Here is a 24,456-nt window from a genome sequence, read left to right as displayed (position 1 = left end):
CAATAAGCGAAAGTCATGGCTGAAGCCCGGACCGGATTATCCCGGTCCGGGCTTCAGCTGTTTAACACGCACGGACACCCGCTAGGCTGGGATCCTGACACGGGGTGCCGCGCAAAAGGCCGGCTGAGATCCACACCCGTTGAACCTGTCCGGTTAGCACCGGCGAAGGGATGTCTCCTATGTCCTCAACATTTTTGCCGTCACCTGCGGCTGCCGATTCCGCCAGCGCAGTTCTCCGCACCATTCCCCGAGTACTAGCCATAGCAGGCTCAGATCCTTCCGGCGGTGCAGGGATACAGGCAGACCTCAAGAGCATCGCTGCTCATGGTGGCTACGGAATGGCCGTCGTAACGGCCCTTACCGCGCAGAACACCCAGGGTGTCCGTGCCGTGCATGTGCCGCCCGCGTCCTTTTTGGCCGAACAGCTCGAGGCCATCAGCGACGACATCGTTGTGGACGGCGTGAAAATCGGAATGCTCGGCGACGCGGACGTCATCGGGGTGGTCAGGACCTGGCTCACGAAGGTCCGCCCCGGCGTCGTCGTCCTGGATCCTGTAATGGTGGCCACCAGCGGGGACCGGCTGCTGCAGGAATCCGCTGATACAGCTCTTCGGGAGCTGCTGCCACTGGCTGATTTGCTCACGCCGAACCTCCCGGAGTTGGCCATGCTGCTTGAGGAGCCCCTGGCGAAGGACTGGGAAGCGGCACTCGAGCAGGGCAAGCGCCTTGCAGCCGTCACCGGCGCCACAGTGCTGGTCAAGGGCGGGCATCTCGACGGCGGGGAGTGCCCGGATGCCCTCGTGAGTGTTTCGGCAGGGCTTGAGGCGAAGGTGGTGGTGGTTCCGGGCGAGCGTGTGCCAACGCGAAACAGCCATGGTACCGGATGTTCACTTTCATCAGCTTTGGCAACAACCCAGGCGCGGCTGGGAAACTGGGAAGAGGCCCTGCGGGAGGTCAAACCCTGGCTGCGCGGAGCCCTGGAGGAATCAGACATCCTCGAAGTGGGCAGGGGAGCCGGCCCGGTTCATCACTTTCACCACTTTCAGGCCAAGCCCGCAACGGAGCCCAAAGGGCAGGCAAGGGTGCACCCTGGAAGCAACTTCATGGAGGAATTGCGCGAGAGTGCCGACCATCATTTGGCATCCATCTACCGCCTCGAGTTCATCCGTGGCCTGGTTGAAGGCTCACTGCCTGAACAACAGTTCGCCTACTACCTCAGCCAGGACGCGATCTACCTGAATGGATATTCGAGGGTGCTCTCAAGGGCCTCCGCAATGGCTCCCACCGAAGAGGAACAATTGTTCTGGGCCCGCTCCGCACAGCAGTGTCTGGAAGTCGAATCCGAGCTCCACCGCACCTGGCTCAGCACCCGTCCTGTCCGGTCTGAGCTGGGACCAGTGACAAAGTCGTACGTGGACCACCTCCTTGCCAGCTCTCTGGCGGGAAGCTATGGAGTGCTTGTTGCTGCTGCTTTGCCATGCTTCTGGCTCTACGCAGAAGTAGGGGCCACCCTCCACCTGGAATTCGAGGCCAACGGGGCTCCGGCCGGACATGCCTACGCCGACTGGCTGCGAACTTACGCTGATGAAGAATTTGCCGCCGCCACGCGTCAGGCGATCGCCTTTACGGAACGCGCTGCTCTGGCTGGTTCCGAAGCCGAGCGCCAAGCCATGGCGGTCGCGTTCGGGCAGTCCTCCCGCTACGAGGTGGAATTCTTCGACGCGCCGCGCCTGCACGCATGAACGTGAAGCGCGCAGGGAGCCTGTAAGATCATGGGGCAAGGTTCGGGAAGTCGCCAGGTAAGCCCATGTGGCCCCTATCACGTACTCAGCCCCGGAACCAGCCTCATTTGCGACCGAAGGCAAAATTAGCGTAAACTAGATCTTCGGTGCTTACGCCAACACTTGGGTTTTGACCTCGGGAACGGGCCACTTGGAAAACAAGTGGACATTGTTTCCGGGCTAGCTCACGGATTTCCTTGAGGAATCCACGGCGTTGAGGCACAGCGTGAGCCAGGCCAAACAGTTGGACTTAGGTTCCGCACGCAAATTTAGTAAGAAACGTCGAGAGAAGTGAGTTCCCAAGTGGTGTACGCGATTGTCCGCGCAGGCGGCCGCCAAGAGAAGGTTTCCGTTGGAGACTTCGTTACCCTGAACCGCGTCACCGGTGGAGCCGGCAGCACCATTCAGCTGCCCGCACTGCTCCTGGTAGACGGTGACAAGATCACGTCCGCAGCTGCGGACCTGGCTAAGGTAACGGTTACGGCTGAAATCCTTCAGGACCTCCGTGGTCCGAAGATTGTCATCCAGAAGTTCAAGAACAAGACCGGCTACAAGAAGCGCCAGGGTCACCGTCAGGAATTGACCAAGGTCAAGATCACCGGTATCAAGTAGCCACTGGTTACTGTTCAGGTTTTCAGCAGATTCCCCAGAATTTAGAGGCAGGCATTTCAAATGGCACATAAAAAAGGCGCGAGCTCCACTCGCAACGGTCGTGACTCGAACGCTCAGTACCTTGGCGTCAAGCGCTTCGGTGGCCAGGTCGTTTCGGCTGGCGAAATCATCGTCCGCCAGCGTGGCACCCACTTCCACCCGGGCGCCGGCGTAGGACGCGGCGGCGACGACACCCTGTTCGCACTGCAGGCAGGCGCTGTTGAATTCGGCACCCGCCGCGGCCGTCGGGTCGTGAACATCGTTACTGCTGCAGCTGCAGAGTAACAAATAGTTTTTGAACCGGTGGAGCGGGCCATATGGTCCGCTCCACCGGTGTTTTAACCGCATTACAATCATCTTGGGCATCTTTCGGACGTCCGGAAATCAGCACTGAGGAGATCCACGTGGCGAGCTTTGTAGACCGGGTAGTACTGCATGTATCCGGCGGTACCGGCGGCCATGGCTGTGTTTCCGTTCACCGTGAAAAGTTCAAGCCACTGGGCGGCCCCGACGGCGGCAACGGCGGCAATGGCGGCGATGTCATCCTGCGTGTTGACCACCAGACCACCACCCTGCTGGACTACCACCACGCACCCCACCGGCACGCGACCAATGGCGGTCCTGGCATGGGCGACTGGCGTGGCGGGAAGAACGGCGAAACCCTGATCCTGCCCGTTCCCGATGGCACCGTGGTCAAATCCAAGGACGGCAAAGTCCTCGCTGACCTCGTAGGAGAGGGTGCAGAGTACATTGCAGCTGCCGGCGGAATCGGCGGCCTCGGAAACGCATCGCTCTCCTCGCAAAAGCGCCGCGCGCCCGGCTTCGCCCTCCTCGGCATCGAAGGCGAATCCAGTGATATCGTCCTGGAACTCAAGTCCATCGCGGACATCGCCCTGGTCGGATTCCCCTCGGCGGGCAAGTCCAGCCTGATCGCGGCCATGTCTGCGGCCCGGCCCAAGATCGCCGATTACCCCTTCACCACCCTCATCCCCAACCTGGGCGTCGTCCAGGCCGGCGACGTCCGTTTCACCATCGCCGATGTTCCCGGCCTCATCGAAGGTGCCAGCGAAGGCAAGGGCCTGGGCCATAACTTCCTCAGGCATGTCGAACGCTGCGCGGCCTTGGTTCACGTCCTCGATTGCGGCACCCTGGAATCGGATCGCGACCCGTTGTCAGACCTCGCCATCATTGAAGCTGAACTTGAGAAGTACGCCGTCGACATGAGCTATGCCGGAACCGACGGCGAGGTTGTGCCCCTGAACCACCGCCCGCGCCTGGTTGCCCTGAACAAGGTGGACCTCCCGGACGGCAAGGATATGGCCGAATTTGTGCGCCCTGAGCTGGAATCGCGTGGATACCGTGTGTTCGAGATTTCCGCGACAAGCCACGAGGGACTCCGCCAGTTGGGCTTCGCCATGGCCGAAATCGTCAAGGCAGCCCGTGACACCGTGGCCGCCACCCCGCCGAAGGTTCACGCCCCCGTGCTGCGGCCCCGCGCCGTCAATGAGGCAGGCTTCAAGATCCGCAGGGAAGAGAAGAACCTGGAGCCGCTGTTCCGCGTGCTTGGTGACAAGCCGGTCCGCTGGGTCAAGCAGACTGACTTCACCAACGAGGAAGCCATCGGATACCTCGCGGACCGGCTGGCCAAGCTCGGCGTCGAGAACGAACTGTTCAAACAGGGTGCCAAGCCCGGCGACACCGTCGTGATCGGCGAAGACGACGGCGTGGTCTTCGACTGGGAGCCCACCATGATGGCCGGTGCCGAGCTGCTCGCATCGCCTCGCGGCACCGATGTCCGCTTTGCCGACATTGGCGACCGCCCCACGCGTGGCCAGAAGCGCGATGAGCAACAGGAACGCAAGGATGCCAAGGCAGCTGCACGGGCTGAACTTGAATCAGAGCGCAAGGCGGGCATCTGGACCGAATCCGTGAGCGGCCGTCGTGCCGCACGCCCGCTCAAGGAGAGTGGACTGGGCGCAGAAGATGACGACTAAGGCCGTGAGCCCGGTCAAAACCTCAACGGTTCCTGACCGGAGCGTCCTTTCGGGTGCCCGCCGCATTGTTGTCAAGGTGGGTTCGTCCTCCCTTACCAGTATCAAAGGCGGTATTTCCGAAGAAGCCCTGATCGGCCTTGCTGATGCCCTCGCCCACAAACGGAACGCCGGAACTGAGATCATCCTGGTCTCTTCCGGGGCCATCGCCGCGGGTCTGGCACCCCTCGGTTTGGCGAAACGGCCCAGGGATCTTGCCACCCAGCAGGCTGCCGCGAGCGTTGGCCAGGGGCTCCTGATGGCCCGTTACACGCAAGCTTTCGGCGCGCACGGGGTGACGGTGAGCCAGGTGCTCCTGACCGCCGATGACTTCATGCGCCGCAGCCAGCACACCAATGCCTTCCGCGCCCTCGACAGGCTCCTGAACCTCGGCGTGGTTCCGGTGGTCAACGAAAACGACACCGTGGCCACGCACGAGATCCGATTCGGTGACAACGACCGCCTCGCCGCCCTGGTAGCCCACCTCGTGCGCGCCGACGTGCTGGTTTTGCTGTCCGACGTTGACTCCCTCTACGACGGGCCGCCTTCTCACGGTGCGCTGCGGATCCCCCACGTGGCCGGCCCGCACGACCTTGACGGTGTGTCTATCGGCAGCGCCGGCAAGGCAGGAGTAGGAACCGGGGGGATGCTCACGAAGGTGGAAGCGGCATCAATTGCCGCAGGCTCCGGGATCCACGCGCTTGTCACCTCCACCCGTAACGCTGCCGCAGCCCTGGCCGGGGAGGATGTCGGCACCTGGTTCTCCGTCAACGGCTCCCGGAAACCCATCCGGCTCCTCTGGCTGGCCCACCTCGCCTCAGTGCAGGGGCGCCTGGTTCTCGACGACGGCGCGGTGCTGGCTGTCCGGGACCGCCGGACCTCGCTGCTCCCTGCCGGCATTTCCGCTGTCCACGGCGAGTTTGAAGCGGGCGACGCCGTCGAGATGGTTTCGGCCGACAACACCGTAATTGCGCGCGGACTCGTTAACTACTCTGCCTCCGAACTTCCCCAGATGCTGGGACGCTCCACGAAGGAACTCGGGAAGGCCCTGGGGCGCGGTTATGACCGTGAAGTTGTTCACGTTGACGATCTGGTGCTGGTTTAGCCCGTCCGCTCGCCTAAACTTGAACCATGACTGAGGCCCTGATTCCCAATGCACCTGCGATTTCCGAGGAGACCGCTGTGGTTGCCCCGGTTCCGAACGCTGGAATTGCGCCCTTGACGCCTGCCGACGTAGAAGCCGCCGTCTACGCCATCGCAGACCGATCCCGCCATGCCGCACGGCGCATGGCGCGCGCCAACCGTGCGTGGAAAGACAAGGCGCTCCGGGCCATCGGCGATGCCCTGCTCGAGCACCGCGGCAGGATTCTGGCCGCTAACGCAAAGGATGTAGCCGCGGGCAAAGCCAACGGCACCTCAATTGCTCTGCTGGACAGGCTGACCCTGGACGAGAAGCGCATTGAAGCCCTCGCCGCGGCACTGGAAAGCCTGGCCAATCTGCCTGATCCAGTGGGAAACGTGGTGCGGGGGCAGACGCTCCCCAACGGTTTGCGCCTGCGCCAGATTAACGTCCCCATGGGAGTGGTGGCGGCTATTTACGAGGCACGCCCCAACGTCACTGTCGATATCGCAGGCCTCGCCCTCAAGAGTGGAAACGCCGTCATCCTTCGTGGCGGAACGGCTGCAGCCTCAACCAACGAGGCCTTGGTGCAGATCCTGCGGGACGCCCTTGAATCAGTAGGCCTGCCGGCCGATGCCGTCCAGACAGTTGACGAGTTCGGGCGTGAAGGCGCGAATGCACTGATGCGTGCGCGTGGGCGTGTAGACGTGCTGATTCCCCGCGGCGGACGGGACCTTATCCAGACGGTTGTGGCAAACTCCGCGGTTCCGGTCATTGAGACCGGCGAAGGAAACGTTCACATCTTCATCGACGAATCCGCCGACGAAGAGATGGCAACCGAGATCCTCCTCAACGCCAAGACGCAGCGGCCCAGCGTCTGCAACACCGTGGAGACCCTCCTGGTGCATTCCGGATCGAGTGTTCTTCCGGCTGTTGCAGCAGCACTCCGCAAGGCAGGTGTCACTCTTCACACCGATGAAAGGACCCGCGCAGCTTTGCCTGCCTCGGTTGACACCGTCCCTGCCACCGACCATGACTGGGCTACCGAGTACATGGATCTGGACCTTGCAGTGGCAATTGTAGACAGCCTGGATGATGCCGTGAAGCATATCCGTACGTGGTCAACAGGCCACACTGAGGCGATTTTGACCAACAACCTCGCTAACGCGGAGCGGTTTATCGCCGAGGTGGATTCGGCCGCAGTGATCGTCAACGCGTCAACGCGCTTCACCGACGGCGGTGAGTTTGGTCTCGGGGCAGAGGTGGGAATTTCCACCCAAAAACTGCACGCGCGTGGACCGATGGGCCTGCCTGAACTGACCACCACCAAGTGGATCGTTCAGGGCGAGGGCCAAATCCGCGGCTAGCAAAGCTGTAACATAGAACAGAAGTCCTGAACGGCGGGACCGCCCGCCGTCGTCATCCTTTGTACTCAGTAGGGGAGAAAATGCTGGTTCAGCAGATCGCCACGTCCATCGCTGCCACGGCCGGCGGCGAAGCCGGCCACGAGGAGCTCGCTCCACTGTGGGCCGAGCCTTGGGTGTTCGGCGCGGTGATTTTTGCCATCCTCTTAGCGCTGATGTTTGTGACACTCTCCTACACGAACCTCGGCAGGCGCCACGAAGCTGTTGAAGAACATGCCGATCCTCACCGCCAGCACCCGAACAAGCACGATCACGGCCAAGGTCACTAACATTTCCGCCAAACTGCAGCAGCCCGGCGCGAAGCGCCGTCTGCGTCTGGGCGTGATGGGCGGCACATTTGACCCCATCCATCACGGGCACCTTGTCGCGGCCAGCGAAGTGGCCGCGCAGTTTGGCCTGGATGAAGTTGTTTTTGTGCCCACCGGGCAGCCTTGGCAGAAAATGACAAAGAAAGTCAGTGAGCCGGAGCATCGTTACCTCATGACGGTCATTGCCACGGCATCCAATCCCCGCTTCACTGTCAGCCGTGTCGACGTCGACAGGCCCGGTCCGACCTACACGATCGACACCCTCCGCGACCTGCACATCCAGCGTCCCGACGCTGATCTTTTCTTCATCACCGGTGCGGACGCCATGGCTCAGATCCTTTCGTGGAAGAACATCGAGGAACTCTGGTCGCTTGCCCATTTTGTGGGAGTGACCAGGCCCGGCCATGAGTTGGATGGAATGGGGCGCGATGACGTCAGCCTCCTTGAGGTGCCTGCGATGGCTATTTCTTCAACGGATTGCCGCACCAGGGTCGCCGCAGGGGAGCCTGTCTGGTACCTCGTGCCCGACGGCGTTGTCCAATACATTGCAAAATACGGGCTCTACGCCGGGACGCAGCCCGGACACGAGTACCGCGCAGAATCCACCGCCAGACAAACCAGCAAGCACTGAATGAGTTTTAAATGAGCCAGGAACAGCCACCCGTCCGCAGCCGTCGTGAACTACGTCAGGCAAGAGATGCGCGTCTGAACGAAACCCGTGACGCCGGAGCAGAGGCACCCGGTCACGTTCCTCCTGTCTCGAAACAGCCGACGGTACCCCAGCCCGAAGACCAGGGTACGAACAGCCCGGCCACGGACCCTCTGGACACCGGGAGCACCGGCCGGGTCCGGCGGGTTGCGGCTGAGCCCGTGGATTCGGTCAGGACATCGGCGGAGCGTTCTTCCCAGATCCGCGCCAGGGACCGTGCTGCCCTGCGGACGATTAAGGAATTGGCCGAGAAGGAAGAGCAGCTTTCAGCTGGAGGGCCACCCACGCGTCGACAGCTAAGACTTCAGCAGTTGAGGGCTGAGGCTTCTCCGCCAACAGCCGCGAATCCCGTGATCTCCGCATCACGAGCTAGTACGAACGTGCCTGCCGAGGGACACAAGTCGCGGCGTCAGGAATCTGCTGCCGGTTCGCCTGCCGAACGTCAGGACGCCGGCTTAGATGGTGTGAACGTTCCGGAAGGCATGACAGTGGAGCAGGCATTGGCCACACGCACGCTCATTGCTGAACAGGCCAAGAACCAGTTGGCCAAAATGGAGCACATCGCGGCGAATGATCCGGAGGCCGTGGACCCCGAGATCCTGGCCCAGCAGATTGCCCTTGCAGAGCGCGCCGCCGTGCTCAACAAGCGTGCCATGGCGAAACAGAAGCTTGCCGAACAAGCGACGGCGCCCCAGCAGCCACGCCATGATCCTTCAGCAGCCAGCAACCTTGCCATGGTGACGCCACTCGAATTTGTGCACGTTCCCGGCATCGACCGCCCCGTCATGAAGAAGCCGGCCACGTCCTACGTTCCGGTGGTGACCCACCCCGGACCCCGTGTCCCGGCGGAACGGCAGGCGGGCCCACGAAAGCCGGGCGCCCCCCGGCTGAACAGCAGCGGTCCCATCACCGGTCGCTCCGGCGTGTTGGCTCGCGCTGAGGCCGTGGCGCAGGCAGCATCCTCACAGGCGGCCCCCGCAGCCCCTGCAGCTCCCCAGCAAACCCCTGTCAGCGTTCAGCGCAGACAGACACAGACCTGGGACGCAGAGGCTGAGGAAAATTTCACTGAGCATCCGCGTGTCAGCGCAAATGCAGCGTATGGCCTTGAACCGCTGGATGCCGTCACTGCTGGCTTGGGCAGGGCCCACCGCCTGCGCCTGCTTCAGTTGGCTGTACTCGCCATTGGCATCGTGGCCCTGATCGCCGGCGTGACCATGATTATCAGCGGCCTGACCCGCTGAACCCCGCTTTAACCCACTACAAGGAGTCCCGTGACTGCATCTGAATCATCCATCGCCACAGCCCGCCTCGCAGCCAAAGCTGCGGCGGAGAAAATCGCCGAGGACATCGTTGCCCTGGACGTCAGTGAGCGCCTGGCCCTCGCCGACGTGTTCCTGATCGCGTCAGCACCGAGCGAGCGCCAGGTCAACGCCATCGTTGACGGAATTGAGGAGGAGCTCTCCAAGCAGGAGCTTCGCCCGGTCCGCCGCGAAGGCAGGTCTGGCGGCCGCTGGGTGCTGCTGGACTACTCCGACATTGTCATCCACGTCCAGCACGAGGAAGACCGGGTTTTCTACGCCCTGGAACGCCTGTGGAAGGACTGCCCGGTGGTGGATCTGCAGCTCGGAAATGACACGTCGGCCAAAGCTGCTGTCTCCTCCGATACGGAGTAGCCGCTCGGAAACGATGAATATGCCCGATTTGGAATTTTCCGAAGGGCTGATCTAAGATATTTGAGTTGCTCCGGAGAAACCCGGACAGGAAATCAGCTGAATGAGACGGATTCACCCGTAGAATTTATGCAGGGGCAACGAAAATTCGGGGCTGTGGCGCAGCTGGTAGCGCACCTGCATGGCATGCAGGGGGTCAGGGGTTCGAGTCCCCTCAGCTCCACCGGATGTCCGCCGGAACCGCAAGGTTCCGGCGGATTTTTGTTTTCCGGAACTCGTTCCGGGGGCGGTGATTTCGATCTGCCCATCCGGGCCGGGAGGTTCCTGTTGAATTCGCATCCCGCCAGTTTGTGCATTAAGCTGATCGAGTTGCTTCCGTGAAGAATAAAATCTTGATGGGGTCGGCATTCGGGGCTGTGGCGCAGCTGGTAGCGCACCTGCATGGCATGCAGGGGGTCAGGGGTTCGAGTCCCCTCAGCTCCACCGAATACCGCTGGAACCAGGGAATGTCCTTGGTTCTGGCGGTTTTTCTTTGTCTCATTGCCCCGTCCTGGACCAGCAACCCGCACGCCATCAGCCAGGCACTGGACTACGATGGCAAGGTGAATGAAGCACTGCCACCCTGCCCTGAACGCCCAATGTTGACGGCGTGGGGCCTATGCAGCTCAAATCGGGCGTGGTGAAAAAGGTCTGACCGCAACCCAGCCGGACGTCGAGGCCGACGTCCTTGTTATTGGTGCCGGCCAGGCGGGCCTGTCCGCTGCCTACCATTTGGCGCGCCGCGGTTTTGTTCCGGCTACCGGCGTCGCTTCGGCTACCAGCGTTGCTCCGTCAACCAGGCCGCCAGCTGCACCTTGGACTTACGCAGTGCTCGATGCCGAAGAAGGACCCGGGGGAGCGTGGCGACACCGCTGGAAGAGCCTCCGCATGGCTACCGTCAACGGGATCAGTGACCTTCCTGGCATCCCGAAACCGGAAGTGGACCCGTTAGAACCAAGCTCCGAGTTCCTCACCCGCTACTTCAGTGACTACGAGCATCAGCTGGGCCTGGCGATTCAGCGGCCCGTCAAAGTGCGGACCGTGTCCCGGCAGGACGCTGACCCCTTTGGGCGCCTCGGGATCGAAACCTCTGCAGGATCGTGGAACGCACGCGCTGTCATCAATGCGACGGGAACGTGGAGCCGGCCCTTCTGGCCGGTGTATCCCGGCCAGTTCACCTTCCATGGCAGGCAACTGCACGTGGCTGACTACGTCTCCGCAGAGGAGTTCCGCGGGCAACACGTTCTGGTGGTGGGCGGCGGAATCTCGGCCGTAGGGCTTCTGGACGAGATCTCCAAAGTCACCAGCACCAGCTGGTTCACCCGCAGGGAGCCCGTCTGGCGGGACGACGACTTCGACCAGAAGGCAGGCCACGACGCCGTCGCCCTCGTGGAAGAGCGGGTCAAACTGGGCTTGCCTCCGCAAAGCGTCGTCGCGGTAACCGGCCTTCTGTGGACGCCGACGCTCAGGGCCGCTGAGAAGCGTGGTGCGCTCAACCGCAGGCAGATGTTTACCGCGATTGAGCCTGGCGGCGTCCGTCTGGCTGATGGTGGTTACCTCGGCGCCGACGTCATTTTGTGGGCCACGGGGTTCAGGGCAGAACTGGAGCACCTGGCCCCGCTGCACCTTCGAGGCCCTGGCGGCGGAATCGCCATGGCTGGAACGCAGGTGGCCGCGGAGCCGAGGGTGCACCTCGTGGGCTATGGGCCGTCGTCGTCCACGATTGGGGCAAACCGCGCGGGCAGGGCTGCCGTCGCTGGTATTGTGCGTTTTTTTGAAGGGCAACATGAATCACACGACTGAGAGCGGAGCCGTTCCCCTGTTGAACCGCCTCCGCAGGTTCCCCGATGTGGAAGCCGCCAACCTGCAGGCGTGGGATGCCACGGACAGCCTGCTGCTCGACGCGGCTGACGGTTTCCTGCCGGAGGACGGCAATGTGACGGTGATAGGCGACCGCTACGGGGCCCTCACTCTTTCGCTGGCACGAACTCGTTCAGCGGCACGACCCCTTGGAGCGCCAGGTTCAGCGGAAGCCGCCACACCTGGCCTAGTTCGTGTCCACCAGGACCTCGTCACGGGTGAGAAAGCCCTGCGGAACAACGCTGCCAGCCTCGGCATCGATGGATTCGTGCAATTGCCCCTTGGTCCTTCGCTACTCTCGGGAGCGCGCCTTGTCGTGATGCAGCTCCCCAGGACCCTGGCCGAACTCGAAGAAGCTGCCGATGCCGTGGCGCGCTACGCAGAACCGGACGTGGTTCTCCTGGCCGGCGGCCGGATCAAGCACATGAGCCTGGGTATGAACAATGTTCTTGCCCGCTGCTTCGAAGATGTGGAGCCGCAGCTGGCACGGCAGAAATCCCGCGTGCTGGTGGCGCGTACTCCCAAGGTCCCGAGCGGGCCCCTGCCATATCCGATTGTTGATGAGAACGCCGAGCTCGGCATTACTGTCTGCGCCCACGGCGCAGTGTTCTCCGGCACCAAGCTGGACATCGGAACAAGGTTCCTTCTGACGTTCCTTCCCAAAATGGCTTCTGCTTCCCATGCGGTGGACCTGGGCTGCGGAACGGGAATTTTGGCGGCCATGTACGCCCGCAGCCATCCAGACGCCCAGGTCACTGCGACCGATCGTTCCGCTGCGGCAGTCGCTTCGGCCACTTGCACCGCTCAGGCAAACGGACTGTCGGGTCGCATCAAAATACTGCAGGATGACGCGATGGAATCACTGCCTGAAGCCAGCGCCGGACTCATCCTGCTCAACCCGCCGTTCCACCTGGGAGCGAGCGTGCATGCAGGCGCCGGCATCAAGCTGTTTGAGGCCGCTGCAAGGGTGCTGGAACCCGGCGGCGAACTGTGGACGGTTTTCAACAGCCACCTGCCGTACTTACCTGCTTTAGAGCGGTTGGTTGGGCGCACAATGGTGCAGGGAAGGAACACAAAATTCACTGTCGCCAGGAGCATTTCCCGAGGCCGAAACTGAAACCGGACAACCGACTTTGCGGCGTCCACGAGACCTGATCGTCAACTGCGCGTGGGGTCGTGCCGGGAGGCCCGGGAGTAACGTACGATGCAGACATCACTAATAAATTTGCCGAGAAAGTGTAGGGGAATCCTTGACTGAGATCCGCCAGCCGTCCCCAAGGCGCGGAACCAATCTGCCCCGGATGGGCGACTTTAATCTCACGGTCATCCTGGATGCCATTCGCCGGTCAACAGCTGGACTGAGCCGGGTGGAACTTGCCCAGATTGTCGGACTTTCCCCGCAGACCATCTCCAACATTTCGCGTCGGCTCCTGGACCAGCATCTGATCATCGAGGCTGGTAAAGAGGGTAACGGACCCGGGAAACCAAGGACGATCCTGCAGCTGAATCCTTCGGGAATGTACGCGGTGGGCGTTCACCTTGACCCCGCGGTAACGACGTTCGTGGTCCTGGACCTCGTGGGTTCTGTGGTGAAACACTCCAAGATCAACACGCCTGGAGGATCCGACCCCGCTGCTGTGATTGCGACGATCGCAGGCGAAATCAAGAAACTTGTGGACGAATCAGGAGTGGATGCCTCAAAAATTGCCGGACTTGGCGTTGCCGCTCCCGGGCCTATCGATCTGGAGCATGGCACCGTTGTGGCCCCTCCGCTGCTGGCCGGTTGGGACCGGGTACCCCTGCGTGATGCCCTTGCCGAGGCCACAGGCCTGTCCACCCTGGTGGATAAGGACGTTACCAGCGCTGCTGTAGCGGAGACCTGGGCGGGTGGTCCCAGCGGCTCGGGGAGTTTCGTCTTTATGTATATGGGCACGGGCATCGGCTGCGGAATCGTGCTCAATGATGAGTTGGTAAGAGGAACGTCAGGAAACGCGGGAGAGATTGGCCACATCATTGTCGATCCTGACGGCCCGCCCTGTGATTGCGGTCTTCGGGGCTGCGTTAAGTCTTCCTGCATCCCCCAAGTCCTGGTCGCCCAGGCAGTGGAGGCGGGAGTGCTGGAGCACGACGCCGGGGATTCCGGCGCGGCGCCTGCAATTCAGAACAGCTTCGCCAAGTTGTTCGAGGCAGCGGAGGCAGGAAACAGTGCCGCGGCGGAGATTATTGACCGGTCGGCGGTCCTGGTCTCGCGGGCTGTAGCGGTCATCACCAACACCCTCGACGTTGAACGCGTTGTGTTCGGCGGCCCCTTCTGGAACCTCCTGTCAGAGCGCTATCTGAACCGGATCCCGGAACTGCTTGAAAGCAGCAGCGCTGCCCGGCAGATCCACGGCATAGAGGTGGTGGGCACCGGCGTCGGCGAGGATGTTGGCGCCGTGGGAGCCGCGTGCCTGGTCCTCGAGCACACCCTTGCGCCGCGTTCACAGCGATTGTTGCTTGAGGGCTGAATCGGCTCTAGTCGATGTCCTCAATAATCGTTCCGTAGGGCAACGTCTCATCGAGGTGGGCCTGGTGCCCTGTGGCTCCGGGGTTGTAGACCACCCGTACGCCGTACTTCTGGTCGGCTGCTGACTGCATCAGGACGGGGCGGATTGCATCGACAACGTGCTGATCCTGTGCCGAGAGATACTGCTGGTAATTGGTTGGAAGCTGAATCATGCCATCAGGATAGACCTGCGGCCCGCGCATGGGGAGTAGTCCCCATTGCCCAAAATGGGTGGTTCCGTTTGGATAGGATGGCCGGTGGCGGCGCTTGATGCCGCCGTCGCGCCGCGGGGAGGCACCTCCCTACGGCAACCAGCAGCTTTCAGGGGGATTTCAGTGCTTCAGACGACGGCGCCCGTCAGGATCGAACCGGATGAGCTTGCCCGGGCCAAGCAGATCATGGGGGACATTTCCCGCAGTTTTGAAGCGAAGGTAGTTGGACAGGCCAGGCTGCGGGAATCGCTCCTCATCGGCCTGATGACCGGAGGGCACATTCTCCTTGAGAGTGTCCCCGGGCTGGCCAAAACCACTGCCGCCCAGACTGTTGCCGACGCCGTCAGCGCTGACTTCCGCCGCATCCAGTGCACGCCGGACCTGCTGCCCAGCGACATCGCCGGCACCCAGATCTACGATGCCGCCAAGGGAACTTTCGTCACCCAGTTGGGTCCGGTGCATGCCAACATCGTGCTCCTGGATGAAATTAACCGGTCGAGTGCCAAAACCCAGAGCGCCATGCTCGAAGCCATGCAGGAACGGCAGACGACCATCGGGGGAGTGGTCTATCGTTTGCCGTCGCCGTTCCTCGTGCTGGCGACGCAGAACCCGATTGAGCAGGAGGGGACCTACGTTCTCCCCGAAGCCCAAATGGACCGGTTCATGCTCAAGGATGTACTGGATTATCCGACGCCCGCCGAAGAGGCTGAAATTATCCGCCGGATCGATGCCGGGGTCTTCACTGATGAACAGAAGCCTGCCGCAGCCGCCTCCTTGGGCGCGATTTCAGAGGTCCAGGAGTTGGTCCGCCGCGTATACATCGATCCCGCGATCGTGCGTTACATTGTCGGACTGGTCTACGTCACGCGGAATGCCGCCCAGTACATCGACGCCAGGCTTGCCGGCTTCATCGAGTTCGGCGCCAGCCCCCGTGCCAGCATCGCGTTCAGCCAGGCAGCCCGGGCAGTCGCTTTGCTGGACGGCCGCGACCACGTGATCCCTGAGGACGTAAAGTCCCTGGCACACCGTGTGTTCAGGCATAGGCTGATCCTGGGCTTCGAAGCTGTTGCGGAGCAGGTCAGGGTGGAAACAGTGATCGACGCCATTGTCGCTTCCGTCCAGACACCCTGAGCCCACCGTGACCACCAGCCTGGTGCAGCGGGTGAAATCGAAGCTGTCCATCTTCGCCCACCGTAAAGCCCGTGGAATGCTCGACGGCGAGTACGGTTCTGTCTTCAAGGGCCGCAGCCTCGACTTCGAGGACCTGCGGGCCTACGTTCCCGGTGATGAAGTCCGCGACATCGACTGGAAAGCCACGGCCCGCCACGGTTCACCGCTGATCCGGCGCTACGTGGCTGTCCGGCGCCAGACACTGCTGCTGGTGACTGATACAGGCCGAAACATGGCAGCCACGTCGGCTGACGGTGAGGACAAGAAGGACATTGCTGTCATGGCCCTCGGGATCCTGGGGTATCTTGCCCTCCGCCACCGCGACGTCGTCGGGCTCGTGGCCGGCGATTCGGCTGGTTCACGCTCGCTGCCTGCGAAGGGTGGAGAGGCCCACCTGGAACGGCTTCTTCGCGAAGTGCATTCCCGCGCGGGGCTGTCCGTTCCTCCGAGCGATCTGCGCGTTCAGCTGGAACATGTGGCGCGGAACTATCGGCAGCGGATGCTGCTGTTCGTCGTGGCCGACGAGTTGCTCCCGGATCCAGGAATGGAGAAGCTGCTCCGACGGCTCCGGGCGCAGCACGAGATCCTGTGGCTGACCATACGTGATGCTGACCTGGGCGCGCCGGGGGAGCAGTACGACGTCGCCGATTCGCTCGTACTCCTGAGCCATCTGGCGGGATCAGAAGAAGTCAGGCGCGCCTACGGGCTTGCCTCTGCCGAGCGGACAGCCGGGCGGGTCGGAATGTTCCGGCGGCTGGGGATAGCTGAAGTGACCGCCGGAAGCAGCCATGAGGTTGTTCCTGCGATTTTCTCCCTGCTGGAACGGCACCGCCATGGACGGTAAGGCGGACTTCTACGGGCCGCTGCTTTACAGTCCTTGGTTGCTGTGGCTTGGGGTCGGCCTGGCGGCCCTGCTAACAGGGTGGTTCCTGTTTGTGTTCCTGAGTACCAGGCGTACGCAGGCTCCGGCTAATCATCTCCTGCCGGCGCCGGACCTGAACGCATTGCAGAAGGACTTTCTGGAACGCATCAACAAAGTGGCCGCTGACGCAGACATCGGGCGGTTGCCGGCACGGCAGGCCCATCAGGAACTCAGTCTCCTGGTCCGGATATTTGTGCAAAGCGCTTCCGGCGTCGCTGCTCCCCGGATGACCCTTGCTGAGTTGCAGGAGAAGGGCCCGCCCCCTCTGGCCACAGCCATCGCGCGACTCTACCCTGGCGAGTTCGCGGCGCATCCGCAGGAATCGCCGGCGGCTGCTGCGGAGATTGCCCGCGAGGTGGTCCGATCATGGAGCTGACGTTCTGGTGGGTTCTCCCCATGGCACTGGTAATGGCTGGAGCCGCATTCTGGTGGGGACTAACGCGATACAAGCAAGGGAACGCCCGACGGCGGCCGGTGGCCTATGGCGATCGGCTCACCGCCCTGCCTGAATACCAGTCGGCGGTCCGGCGGTATAGGCGCTGGGTCACGGTAATGGCGGTGGCGGCAGGGATGCTGATCGCCGCATGTGCTGTCGCAGCGGCAAGGCCGGCCGAGCGCAGCACTGTCCGGCCCGAACAGCAGAACCGGGATATCGTGCTCTGCCTCGATGCTTCGGGGTCGATGAGCAGTGCCGACTCGGCAGTGGTAGAGACCTTCGGCCGCCTCGCTCAGGAGTTCGACGGCGAGCGGATAGGGCTGACCATCTTCGACAGCACCGCCGTCCAGGTCTTCCCGCTGACGGATGACTACGAGTATGTCGCCGAACAGCTCGAGGAAGCCCGACGGGCGTTTGATGGGGAATCAGAGGCCGCTGGCTTCCTTGACGGAACATGGGGCGGTGAGGGGTCATCACTCATCGGAGATGGCCTGGCGTCCTGCGTGCGGAGCTTCCCCGGGGCTGACGGTCAACAGGGGGCTGCGCAGCCGCGGTCCCGGTCCATCATCCTGGCCACCGACAACTATCTGTCGGGAAACCCGATTTTCACCCTCGCGGAAGCGGGCGCGTTGGCCCAGGAAAGTGGCGTGCGCATCTATGCGTTAAATCCAGGCGACTACGATTTTGGCAGCGATCCCGGGCAGCCGGGAGCCCAGCTGCGGTCTGTCGCCGAGAAAACCAACGGCGGCTATTTTGTTCTTGATGATCCCGAAGCCGTGGCGGGCATTATCCAGCGTGTGCAGGCCACTGAGGCTTCAAGGTTCCAAGGGTCGCCGCGGGCAGTCGTTGCAGACCGGGCAGAGGTACCGCTCGCCGTTGCGCTGCTGTCCGGATTGGTGCTCGCAGGGGCCTCATGGAGGCTGAAGCCATGACGTTCAGTCCGATTTTTCCGTGGTGGATGCTGGGCTTGGTTTCCCTGGCCTCCATGGTGCTCGTTTTCCGGATGCTCTCGAGAGGGAGCGTTGGCAGCGGAACCCCTGGCCGAGCCGCTACCCGCCGGGCAGATGTCAGGGACTGGCTGTTCCGTGGCGGCCTGGTGATCCTGCTGGTCCTTGCAGCGCTTCGTCCGGGATTGCCGGGCGGCCACCTGACTGCTGCCGCCTCCAACCTGAACGTTTTCTTTGTCGTGGACACCACCAGCAGTATGGTCGCAGAGGATTTCGGAAACTCGGAGCCACGGATGCAGGGAGTCAAGGCGGACATCCTGTCCGTTGCCAGGGAGCTCAGCGGGGCACGCTACTCTGTCATCACGTTCGACTCGTCGGCCACAGTACGGATGCCGCTGACCGTCGATTCTTCGGCGCTGGCAACAGTCACTTCCTTACTGGGTCCCCAGGTCACAAACTACTCCACGGGAAGCAGCGTCACCATGGCGGGGAAGGTGCTGCAGGCCAGACTCCAAGCGGCCGGGGAAAGCCATCCGGAAAGGCCACGGATTGTCTATTACCTTGGTGACGGCGAACAGACCAGTGCCGAGCGGCCAGCGCCATTAGGAGTGGAGACCGGCCTGGTGGACGGCGGGGCGGTATTGGGATACGGCACCCCGGAAGGCGGAAAAATGAGGGAGAACACCGGCGCAGCTGACGACTCCGAAGCGGGCTACATCAAGGACCGGAGTGGCGGCGAATCCCGTGATGCTATCTCCAGAATTGATGAGGACCAGCTACGGAAAATTGCGGACCAGCTCGGCGTCCCCTATGTTCACCGCACGGCTGGAGCTTCCGCGGCGCCGATGCTTCAGGATGCCAGGCCTGGCAACCTGGACCGTTCCGCACAGGTTCTTGACGGCCGGACCGAGTTGTACTGGATCCCGGCGCTCGCAGCTCTCCTGCTGGCGCTGCGCGAGGGCATCCTGGTCGTAGGGCAACTGAGGATGCTGAGGCCGCTCCGTGAGGGATAGGAATTCCGGCGCCAGCGGGACGAAACGGCTCAGGCGGCGGCGCAAGCTGCTGTTGTGGTCTGCGGTCCCAGTCCTTCTGGTGATGCTTGTCGCGACCAAAATCTTCAGCCTCGGAGCCCTTGCGAACGCCGCGGCGGACGGTTTTGACCGGGGCGATTCTGCTGCCGTGGCTTCAGCTGCGTCAGGGTTGGCCATCGCCAACATGTTCGAGCCTCACAAGGCACTCTTTGCCGCCGGGGACGCCTTGGTGCTGGAACAGGACTATGCAGGTGCGCGTGGGAAGTTCGCGGAGGCACTGGCAGCAGCTCCGGCGTCGGACGCGTGCCGGATCCGCGTCAACCTTGTGCTGACCATCGAGGCACTGGGAGACTCTGCGCTGGAGGCGGGGGACAGCATTGAAGCTACGCGGCTCTATGCAGAAGGGCTCGCCGTGATCAAGGAAGCCCCACCGGAGTGTTTTCCCGAGTCGCCAAGTGCGCAGGGCAGCGAAGGTGAGAAGCTCAATCGTGCCGACGCGCGTTTGAAGGAGAAATCCGGGCAGGGCTCCCAGCAGCAACCGGAGCAAGGCGACGGGGGCGAGGCGCAGCCCGAGCCTTCCGATGAGTCCAGGCAGAGCCAGCTCCAGAAGCTCGAGCACAGCGGAAAGGCAGCCCAGCAGGAACGCAATACCGGCCGGCAAAGGGATGAGTACCTCGACAGCGACGGCGCCGGCACAGACCGGCCGTGGTGAGATTGGTAAGTCCTGCCCGCTTTGGTGGACACTTCTTGGCTTGCCCGGCAAACTAAGAGACCAGGTACTCACGGGATCATTCCGGGAGAAGGACCCGATGGAGCACTTCAGCCGGTTCAGCGACGAATTCCTTAAGGCGCTCAAGAACCTTCTGCCTATTGTCGTGATCTGAGTATCTTTCCGGTTGGGAAGAATCTGGCTAATCAGTTTGTCCGGCGCGGCGCATTGGGTTTGTCGTTGCCTTTCGGGTTTGCGATTGGCTTCGCGGCATCGCTTGTCTTGGTTCTGGGGGTCCTGCGGGTTCTGCGGGGATGGGCGGTATACAAACTCCTGATCGCAGGCTACGTCGTGGTGCTGGGGTCATCGTGGGAGTGGTCCTTTTCTTCCAGTTCGTTGCGCTCCGGCGTAGACTGCCCACCCTGTTCCTGGACACCGTCGTTGCGCAGGAGGGGGACGTGGGTCGCTGCTAACGCTGCTTTAGTCGAAGATTCTTCTGCTTGCCGCGCCAACCGACCGTAAAACTGCGTCTTAATTCGGAGCCAACTTGAAGCCGTCCTGCTGGGCCCATAGAGTTCTATACAAGTTACCGAGGTAACGTGTCAGCGATCCTCCGCAGTGCCCGTCGCAAATGCGGCGTGTGAGGAGGGTGTGGGTGCCCCCATGTGGGCCTGACATTTGCTCACGGAGAACTTCCTTCCAGGCGTAACAGTCGCGGCTGCGTCCTGCGGAAGTCTTTTCGTGTTCCCCAAACTCCATTCATTGACGGCACTGCCGTACTGGTATCGGGCTTTCCAGCCACAGGACCGGACGAACGTATCACCAATGTCAAAGCCAAGGACGCAAATGTCACCACCAAGCCTTATTGAGGCACATTCAAATCTTTCGGAAACCGCTCCAGTGGCGCTCTCCTACGAGCTCTTCCCGCCCCGGTCGCCCGCTGCCGCCGAGTCGCTCTGGACCACCATTGGCGAACTGGAGTCCACGGACCCCGACTACGTCTCCGTGACCTACGGGGCCAGCGGATCCAACCGGGACACCGCCGTCGAACTCATCAACCGGCTCATCCTCGAAACCACGCTCCGCCCTTTGGCACACCTGACCTGCGTGGGCAATACGCCCGAGGAACTTGCCGGGATCATCGGTGAACTGCTCGACGTCGGCGTCCGAGGCATCCTGGCCCTGCGGGGAGACGAGCCCAAGGACGGTTCGGCGCCGGCCAGCGGTTCCCTCCGTTACGCCCAGGACCTCATCGAACTGATCCGCCGCGTGGAGCAGCGCCGTTCGGCCCTGCTTTGTGCGGGCAAGGTCGCTGTTGGCGTCGCTGCCTACCCCACAAGGCACCCCGAATCGCCGAGCGAGGCCCACGACGTCGAGGTGCTGCTGGCCAAGCAGCGCTCGGGGGCCGATTTCGCTATTACCCAGGTGTTCTTCCACTCCGAGCAGTACGCGGACCTGATGACAAGGGCCCGCCGTGCCGGTGTCACCATCCCCATCATCCCGGGCGTTATGCCGCTGACGAGCCTCCGTCGGGTCACGCGGCTCGGCGAGCTTGCGGGTGTCGCGCCGGATCCACGGCTGATGGAACGCCTCGCGTCCGCAGACAGCGATATCGAGCGCCGACGGATTGGTGTGGCCGCCACAGTGGACCTCGCCAATGCTGCCCTGGACGCCGGTGCTCCTGGCATTCACCTGTACACCTTCAACGAGCACGCGTGTGCCCTCGACGTCCTGGACAAGCTGGCCTTGCCCCGACCGTCCCGTCCGGCCAGCAGACTCAGTGCCATCGCCCGCCGGCAGGTTCTCGCCAGCTGAATACCCGCTGGAACGTGGCGGATGATCACCGTCTCCTGACGGGTCAACACCCGTCCGCTTCTGCATACCCTCCACGAATTTCACCGACAAACTTCAAGGAATCCTCACATGACTGAACAGATTGCCACCGCAGCCACAGCCTTCCCGTCCGCCTCGATCCTGGGCTACCCGCGTATCGGCCGCCGCCGTGAGCTGAAAAAAGCCGTTGAAGCCTACTGGGCCGGCAAAATCGATGCCGCTGCCCTGGACGCCGCAGCCAAGGAAATCCAGCTCGGCACGGCCAAGCGCCTGCAGGGCCTGGGGCTCACCGAGGCAGCTGCCGTTCCCGGCACCTTCTCCTTCTATGACCAGGTGCTCGACGCCGCTGCCCACCTCGGCGCGGTACCGGCACGTTTCGGTCAGCTCCTCAACGCCGACGGCCAACTGGACATCGACGGTTACTTCACCCTTGCCCGCGGCAACAAGGAACAGCAGCCCCTGGAAATGACCAAGTGGTTCGACACCAACTACCACTACCTTGTGCCCGAAATCGGGCCGGAAACCAACTTCGCGCTGACCTCCAACCGCATCGTTGAAGAGTTCGAATACGCCCTGGCCAGCGGCGTCGAAACGCGCCCGTACATCGTGGGGCCGGTGACCTTCCTGCTGCTCAGCAAGGCTTCCGACGACGCGCCGGCCGGCTTCAGCCCGCTGTCACGCCTCGAGGACGTGCTACCCGTTTACACCGCTCTCCTGGAGAAGCTGGCTGCTGCCGGCGCCAGCTGGATCCAGCTCGACGAGCCCGCCCTGGTGGTGGATCAGGACACCTCGGCCGAGGAGATCCAGGCCGCCGTCACCCGCTCCTACGAGGTCCTTTCCGCGGCGGCCAACCGCCCGCAACTGTTCGTTTCCACCCCGTACGGTGCCCTCAACGGCCAGTTCGCAACGCTTGCGGCCACCGGGATCGACGCCTTGCACATTGACGCCTTCAAGGGCGCTGTTCCGTCCGCTGAAGAGCTCGCCGCCCTGGGCGGCAAGACCCTCGTTGCCGGCGTCGTTGACGGCCACAACATCTGGCGCAATGACCTTCAGGCCTCCGCAGACAAGATCGCCGAGCTGAAGAAGTCCGTGGCCAAGCTAACCATCAGCACCTCTACCTCCACCCAGCACGTCCCGCACGACGTCGAGGAAGAGGCCCAGCTGTCCGAACAGCTCCGCAGCTGGCTGGCATTCGCCGACCAGAAGGCAGTAGAGGTTGTTACCCTCGCCGGCTTCCTGACCGACGCCGCCGCTGTTCAGCCCGCCATCGACGAAGCCACCCGCATCATTGCTTCCCGCGCCGAGGCCGAAGGCGTCCGCCGGGCCGACGTCCGTGCGCGCACTGCAGCCCTGACCGCCGCTGACTTCAACCGCTCCGAGTATCCGGTCCGCGAAGCAGCCCAGGAAGAGGCCCTGCACCTGCCGCCGCTGCCCACCACCACCATCGGTTCCTTCCCGCAGACGTCCGAAATCCGATCCGCCCGTGCCCGCAACAACAAGGGCGACCTCACCAACGAGCAGTACGAGACGCTTATGAAGGACGAGATCAAGCGCGTTGTGGAGCTCCAGGAAGAGCTCGGCTACGACGTCCTGGTGCACGGCGAGCCCGAGCGCAACGACATGGTCCAGTACTTCGCCGAGAACCTCGAAGGCTTCGACGTGACCGTCCACGGCTGGGTCCAGTCCTACGGCTCACGCTGCACGCGTCCGTCCATCCTGTGGGGTGACGTCACCCGCAGCGCCCCCATCACGGTGGAATGGGCCAAGTACGCCCAGTCATTGACCAGCAAGCCGATGAAGGGCATGCTCACCGGTCCGGTCACCATCCTGGCCTGGTCCTTCGTTCGCGATGACCAGACCTTGGGTGAGACCGCCAACCAGGTTGGCCTGGCACTCCGCGACGAGATCGCCGACCTCGAAGCCGCAGGCATCAAGGTCATCCAGGTGGACGAGCCCGCCCTGCGTGAGCTCCTGCCGCTGCGGAAGGCAGACCAGGCCGCCTACCTTGACTGGTCCGTGAACTCGTTCCGCCTGTCCACTGCCGGCGCTGCGGATGCGACGCAGATCCACACCCACCTGTGCTACTCGGAGTTCGGCGCCATCATTGATGCCATCGACGGGCTGGACGCAGACGTCACCTCCATCGAGGCTGCCCGCTCACGCATGGAGGTCGTCCACGACCTCGAGTCCCACGGCTTCGGCCGCGGCGTTGGCCCGGGCGTTTACGACATCCACTCGCCCCGCGTTCCGGGCAAGCAGGAAGTCACCGAACTCCTCACCACCGCCGTCAAGCACGTCCCGTCCCGCCAGCTCTGGGTCAACCCGGACTGCGGCCTGAAGACCCGTGGCTATGCCGAGACCGAAGAGTCCCTGCGCAACCTGGTTGAGGCCACCAGGACCGTTCGCGCCGAGCTGCTGGAAACCGCCAAGTAGTAACTGACTATGTACGACGCCGGCCGGTCACCTCACACGGTGACCGGCCGGCGTCGTACTTCAACGTGACTGGTTGAGGTCAGGACTCCCAGACGATCTCGTCGTCCACCACGCCGTCTTCATCCGCCGAGGCAACCAGGACCTCATCAGTGAAGTGCTGGCCGAGGGTGAAATCGAGGACGAAATACCGCTCGGGCTGCCCAGGGTAGATCCCCACGTGGCCCAATTTCAGCGCCTTGAGGAAAACGGCGTTGGTGAGCTCGCTCTTATCCGAGACGCCGAACACTTTCTGGAGGTGCTCCTGTTTGAGTGCGTTGCTGTGGAAGCGGAGGTATTCCTGGGGGCTGGTTCCCTCTTGCTCAAGTTCGATGGCGATCATGTCCCGCACCTCGTCTACGAGCTCGGGAAGGAAACGCAGCCGGTAGTCCACCTTGTGCATGGCGGCTTCGTCGAAATGGTCATGGGCGTTGATGTTCAGGTCCAGCTCAAGGGTCTGACCCGCCAGCTCGTGTCTGGCCGCGATGTTGTGATCCCGGCCGTGATTGAGTTCAATCTCACCAAAGTGCTGGCTCGCTACCTTGTTCATGAGTTCAACATAGTCCTCAAAAGCCCCGTATTTCCAGCAT

24 protein-coding genes, 2 tRNA genes and 1 riboswitch are annotated in these 24,456 nt (G+C 62.7%); of the genes, 24 read left to right on the top strand and 2 right to left on the bottom strand.

Translation table 11 applies throughout. The features are described from left to right. The first annotated feature begins 90 nt into the window (after positions 1-90). Positions 91-188, top strand: a riboswitch (TPP riboswitch). The 15 genes from RIN13_RS00460 to RIN13_RS00390 all read left to right on the top strand — a co-directional run bounded on the left by RIN13_RS00460 (position 180) and on the right by RIN13_RS00390 (position 14,099). Next, positions 180-1,742, top strand: a complete 1,563-nt coding sequence (locus RIN13_RS00460) for a bifunctional hydroxymethylpyrimidine kinase/phosphomethylpyrimidine kinase (protein ID WP_375164631.1) — start codon at positions 180-182, stop codon at positions 1,740-1,742. It overlaps the preceding riboswitch by 9 nt. A gap of 342 nt (positions 1,743-2,084) precedes the next feature. Beyond that, a complete protein-coding gene (gene rplU, locus RIN13_RS00455; protein WP_247045937.1) occupies positions 2,085-2,393 on the top strand; it encodes a 50S ribosomal protein L21 in 309 nt (102 codons plus the stop codon). Between the two features lie 60 nt (positions 2,394-2,453). Further along, complete coding sequence (rpmA, locus tag RIN13_RS00450) at positions 2,454-2,717, top strand: 50S ribosomal protein L27 (protein ID WP_247045811.1); 264 nt, start codon at positions 2,454-2,456, stop codon at positions 2,715-2,717. Positions 2,718-2,836: 119 nt separating this feature from the next. After that, positions 2,837-4,426 carry a GTPase ObgE gene (gene obgE / locus RIN13_RS00445; protein WP_309105369.1) on the top strand — a complete coding sequence of 530 codons (1,590 nt, stop codon included), beginning with the start codon at positions 2,837-2,839 and terminating at the stop codon, positions 4,424-4,426. Then, the gene (gene proB / locus RIN13_RS00440) at positions 4,416-5,567 is read left to right on the top strand and encodes a glutamate 5-kinase (RefSeq protein WP_309105368.1); all 1,152 of its coding nucleotides are present in this window, start codon (positions 4,416-4,418) and stop codon (positions 5,565-5,567) included. Before obgE ends, proB begins: the two co-directional genes overlap by 11 nt. 26 nt (positions 5,568-5,593) lie before the next feature. Continuing rightward, on the top strand, positions 5,594-6,949 hold the full coding sequence (locus RIN13_RS00435) for a glutamate-5-semialdehyde dehydrogenase (protein WP_309105367.1): 1,356 nt from the start codon (positions 5,594-5,596) through the stop codon (positions 6,947-6,949). 80 nt (positions 6,950-7,029) lie between these two features. After that, positions 7,030-7,275, top strand: coding sequence for a hypothetical protein (locus tag RIN13_RS00430; RefSeq protein ID WP_309105366.1), 246 nt, complete (start codon positions 7,030-7,032; stop codon positions 7,273-7,275). 55 nt (positions 7,276-7,330) lie between these two features. Continuing rightward, entirely contained in the window at positions 7,331-7,945 is a 615-nt protein-coding gene (nadD, locus tag RIN13_RS00425; protein ID WP_375164636.1) for a nicotinate-nucleotide adenylyltransferase, read from the top strand. 11 nt (positions 7,946-7,956) lie between these two features. Beyond that, a complete protein-coding gene (locus RIN13_RS00420) occupies positions 7,957-9,264 on the top strand; it encodes a hypothetical protein (RefSeq protein WP_309105364.1) in 1,308 nt (435 codons plus the stop codon). A 30-nt stretch (positions 9,265-9,294) separates the two neighbouring features. Beyond that, entirely contained in the window at positions 9,295-9,696 is a 402-nt protein-coding gene (gene rsfS / locus RIN13_RS00415) for a ribosome silencing factor (RefSeq protein WP_309105363.1), read from the top strand. Positions 9,697-9,843: 147 nt separating this feature from the next. After that, positions 9,844-9,916, top strand: a tRNA-Ala gene (locus RIN13_RS00410). 187 nt (positions 9,917-10,103) lie between these two features. Continuing rightward, positions 10,104-10,176 (top strand) — tRNA-Ala (locus RIN13_RS00405). Between the two features lie 207 nt (positions 10,177-10,383). Next, positions 10,384-11,535, top strand: coding sequence for an NAD(P)-binding domain-containing protein (locus tag RIN13_RS00400; protein WP_309105494.1), 1,152 nt, complete (start codon positions 10,384-10,386; stop codon positions 11,533-11,535). Next, complete coding sequence (locus RIN13_RS00395) at positions 11,519-12,709, top strand: methyltransferase (RefSeq protein WP_309105362.1); 1,191 nt, start codon at positions 11,519-11,521, stop codon at positions 12,707-12,709. Before RIN13_RS00400 ends, RIN13_RS00395 begins: the two co-directional genes overlap by 17 nt. A gap of 184 nt (positions 12,710-12,893) precedes the next feature. Further along, positions 12,894-14,099 carry an ROK family transcriptional regulator gene (locus tag RIN13_RS00390; protein WP_309105361.1) on the top strand — a complete coding sequence of 402 codons (1,206 nt, stop codon included), beginning with the start codon at positions 12,894-12,896 and terminating at the stop codon, positions 14,097-14,099. A gap of 7 nt (positions 14,100-14,106) precedes the next feature. On the opposite strand, the gene RIN13_RS00385 is transcribed toward RIN13_RS00390, so the two are convergent. Beyond that, positions 14,107-14,310: a hypothetical protein gene (locus RIN13_RS00385; RefSeq protein WP_309105360.1), complete on the bottom strand. Its 204-nt coding sequence runs from the start codon at positions 14,308-14,310 to the stop codon at positions 14,107-14,109. Positions 14,311-14,472: 162 nt separating this feature from the next. Here RIN13_RS00385 and RIN13_RS00380 point away from each other — a divergent pair, with 162 nt between their 5' ends. The 9 genes from RIN13_RS00380 to metE all read left to right on the top strand — a co-directional run bounded on the left by RIN13_RS00380 (position 14,473) and on the right by metE (position 23,830). Continuing rightward, positions 14,473-15,480, top strand: coding sequence for an AAA family ATPase (locus RIN13_RS00380; RefSeq protein WP_309105359.1), 1,008 nt, complete (start codon positions 14,473-14,475; stop codon positions 15,478-15,480). A 7-nt stretch (positions 15,481-15,487) separates the two neighbouring features. Further along, positions 15,488-16,363 carry a DUF58 domain-containing protein gene (locus RIN13_RS00375; RefSeq protein ID WP_375164629.1) on the top strand — a complete coding sequence of 292 codons (876 nt, stop codon included), beginning with the start codon at positions 15,488-15,490 and terminating at the stop codon, positions 16,361-16,363. After that, positions 16,353-16,817 carry a hypothetical protein gene (locus RIN13_RS00370; protein ID WP_309105358.1) on the top strand — a complete coding sequence of 155 codons (465 nt, stop codon included), beginning with the start codon at positions 16,353-16,355 and terminating at the stop codon, positions 16,815-16,817. Before RIN13_RS00375 ends, RIN13_RS00370 begins: the two co-directional genes overlap by 11 nt. Continuing rightward, complete coding sequence (locus RIN13_RS00365; protein ID WP_309105357.1) at positions 16,808-17,809, top strand: VWA domain-containing protein; 1,002 nt, start codon at positions 16,808-16,810, stop codon at positions 17,807-17,809. The genes RIN13_RS00370 and RIN13_RS00365 overlap by 10 nt, the downstream gene beginning before the upstream one ends. Then, positions 17,806-18,837 carry a vWA domain-containing protein gene (locus RIN13_RS00360; protein ID WP_309105356.1) on the top strand — a complete coding sequence of 344 codons (1,032 nt, stop codon included), beginning with the start codon at positions 17,806-17,808 and terminating at the stop codon, positions 18,835-18,837. The genes RIN13_RS00365 and RIN13_RS00360 overlap by 4 nt, the downstream gene beginning before the upstream one ends. Then, positions 18,827-19,567: a hypothetical protein gene (locus RIN13_RS00355; RefSeq protein WP_309105355.1), complete on the top strand. Its 741-nt coding sequence runs from the start codon at positions 18,827-18,829 to the stop codon at positions 19,565-19,567. Before RIN13_RS00360 ends, RIN13_RS00355 begins: the two co-directional genes overlap by 11 nt. A gap of 40 nt (positions 19,568-19,607) precedes the next feature. Continuing rightward, complete coding sequence (locus tag RIN13_RS00350) at positions 19,608-19,739, top strand: hypothetical protein (protein WP_309105354.1); 132 nt, start codon at positions 19,608-19,610, stop codon at positions 19,737-19,739. A 671-nt stretch (positions 19,740-20,410) separates the two neighbouring features. Further along, a complete protein-coding gene (locus RIN13_RS00345; RefSeq protein ID WP_309105353.1) occupies positions 20,411-21,379 on the top strand; it encodes a methylenetetrahydrofolate reductase in 969 nt (322 codons plus the stop codon). 108 nt (positions 21,380-21,487) lie between these two features. Then, a complete protein-coding gene (metE, locus tag RIN13_RS00340; protein WP_309105352.1) occupies positions 21,488-23,830 on the top strand; it encodes a 5-methyltetrahydropteroyltriglutamate--homocysteine S-methyltransferase in 2,343 nt (780 codons plus the stop codon). Between the two features lie 79 nt (positions 23,831-23,909). Here the strand turns inward: metE and RIN13_RS00335 are convergent, their stop codons facing one another. Continuing rightward, on the bottom strand, positions 23,910-24,416 hold the full coding sequence (locus tag RIN13_RS00335) for a DUF2004 domain-containing protein (RefSeq protein WP_309105351.1): 507 nt from the start codon (positions 24,414-24,416) through the stop codon (positions 23,910-23,912). Between the last annotated feature and the right edge of the window lie 40 nt (positions 24,417-24,456).

Source organism: Arthrobacter sp. (genome assembly GCF_031179985.1).
GTDB lineage: Bacteria > Actinomycetota > Actinomycetes > Actinomycetales > Micrococcaceae > Arthrobacter.
Note: the sequence above shows the minus strand (reverse complement) of the source record. Positions and strands in the feature narration are given on the sequence as shown.

Coding starts and splice junctions, on each gene's coding strand:
- RIN13_RS00460 (WP_375164631.1), top strand. CDS start 180: ATGTCCTCAACATTTTTGCCGTCACCTGCGGCTGCCGATTCCGCCAGC.
- rpmA (WP_247045811.1), top strand. CDS start 2,454: ATGGCACATAAAAAAGGCGCGAGCTCCACTCGCAACGGTCGTGACTCG.
- proB (WP_309105368.1), top strand. CDS start 4,416: ATGACGACTAAGGCCGTGAGCCCGGTCAAAACCTCAACGGTTCCTGAC.
- RIN13_RS00435 (WP_309105367.1), top strand. CDS start 5,594: ATGACTGAGGCCCTGATTCCCAATGCACCTGCGATTTCCGAGGAGACC.
- RIN13_RS00430 (WP_309105366.1), top strand. CDS start 7,030: ATGCTGGTTCAGCAGATCGCCACGTCCATCGCTGCCACGGCCGGCGGC.
- nadD (WP_375164636.1), top strand. CDS start 7,331: ATGGGCGGCACATTTGACCCCATCCATCACGGGCACCTTGTCGCGGCC.
- RIN13_RS00420 (WP_309105364.1), top strand. CDS start 7,957: ATGAGCCAGGAACAGCCACCCGTCCGCAGCCGTCGTGAACTACGTCAG.
- RIN13_RS00395 (WP_309105362.1), top strand. CDS start 11,519: ATGAATCACACGACTGAGAGCGGAGCCGTTCCCCTGTTGAACCGCCTC.
- RIN13_RS00390 (WP_309105361.1), top strand. CDS start 12,894: ATGGGCGACTTTAATCTCACGGTCATCCTGGATGCCATTCGCCGGTCA.
- RIN13_RS00385 (WP_309105360.1), bottom strand. CDS start 14,310: ATGATTCAGCTTCCAACCAATTACCAGCAGTATCTCTCGGCACAGGAT.
- RIN13_RS00370 (WP_309105358.1), top strand. CDS start 16,353: ATGGACGGTAAGGCGGACTTCTACGGGCCGCTGCTTTACAGTCCTTGG.
- RIN13_RS00365 (WP_309105357.1), top strand. CDS start 16,808: ATGGAGCTGACGTTCTGGTGGGTTCTCCCCATGGCACTGGTAATGGCT.
- RIN13_RS00360 (WP_309105356.1), top strand. CDS start 17,806: ATGACGTTCAGTCCGATTTTTCCGTGGTGGATGCTGGGCTTGGTTTCC.
- RIN13_RS00345 (WP_309105353.1), top strand. CDS start 20,411: ATGTCACCACCAAGCCTTATTGAGGCACATTCAAATCTTTCGGAAACC.
- metE (WP_309105352.1), top strand. CDS start 21,488: ATGACTGAACAGATTGCCACCGCAGCCACAGCCTTCCCGTCCGCCTCG.
- RIN13_RS00335 (WP_309105351.1), bottom strand. CDS start 24,416: ATGAACAAGGTAGCGAGCCAGCACTTTGGTGAGATTGAACTCAATCAC.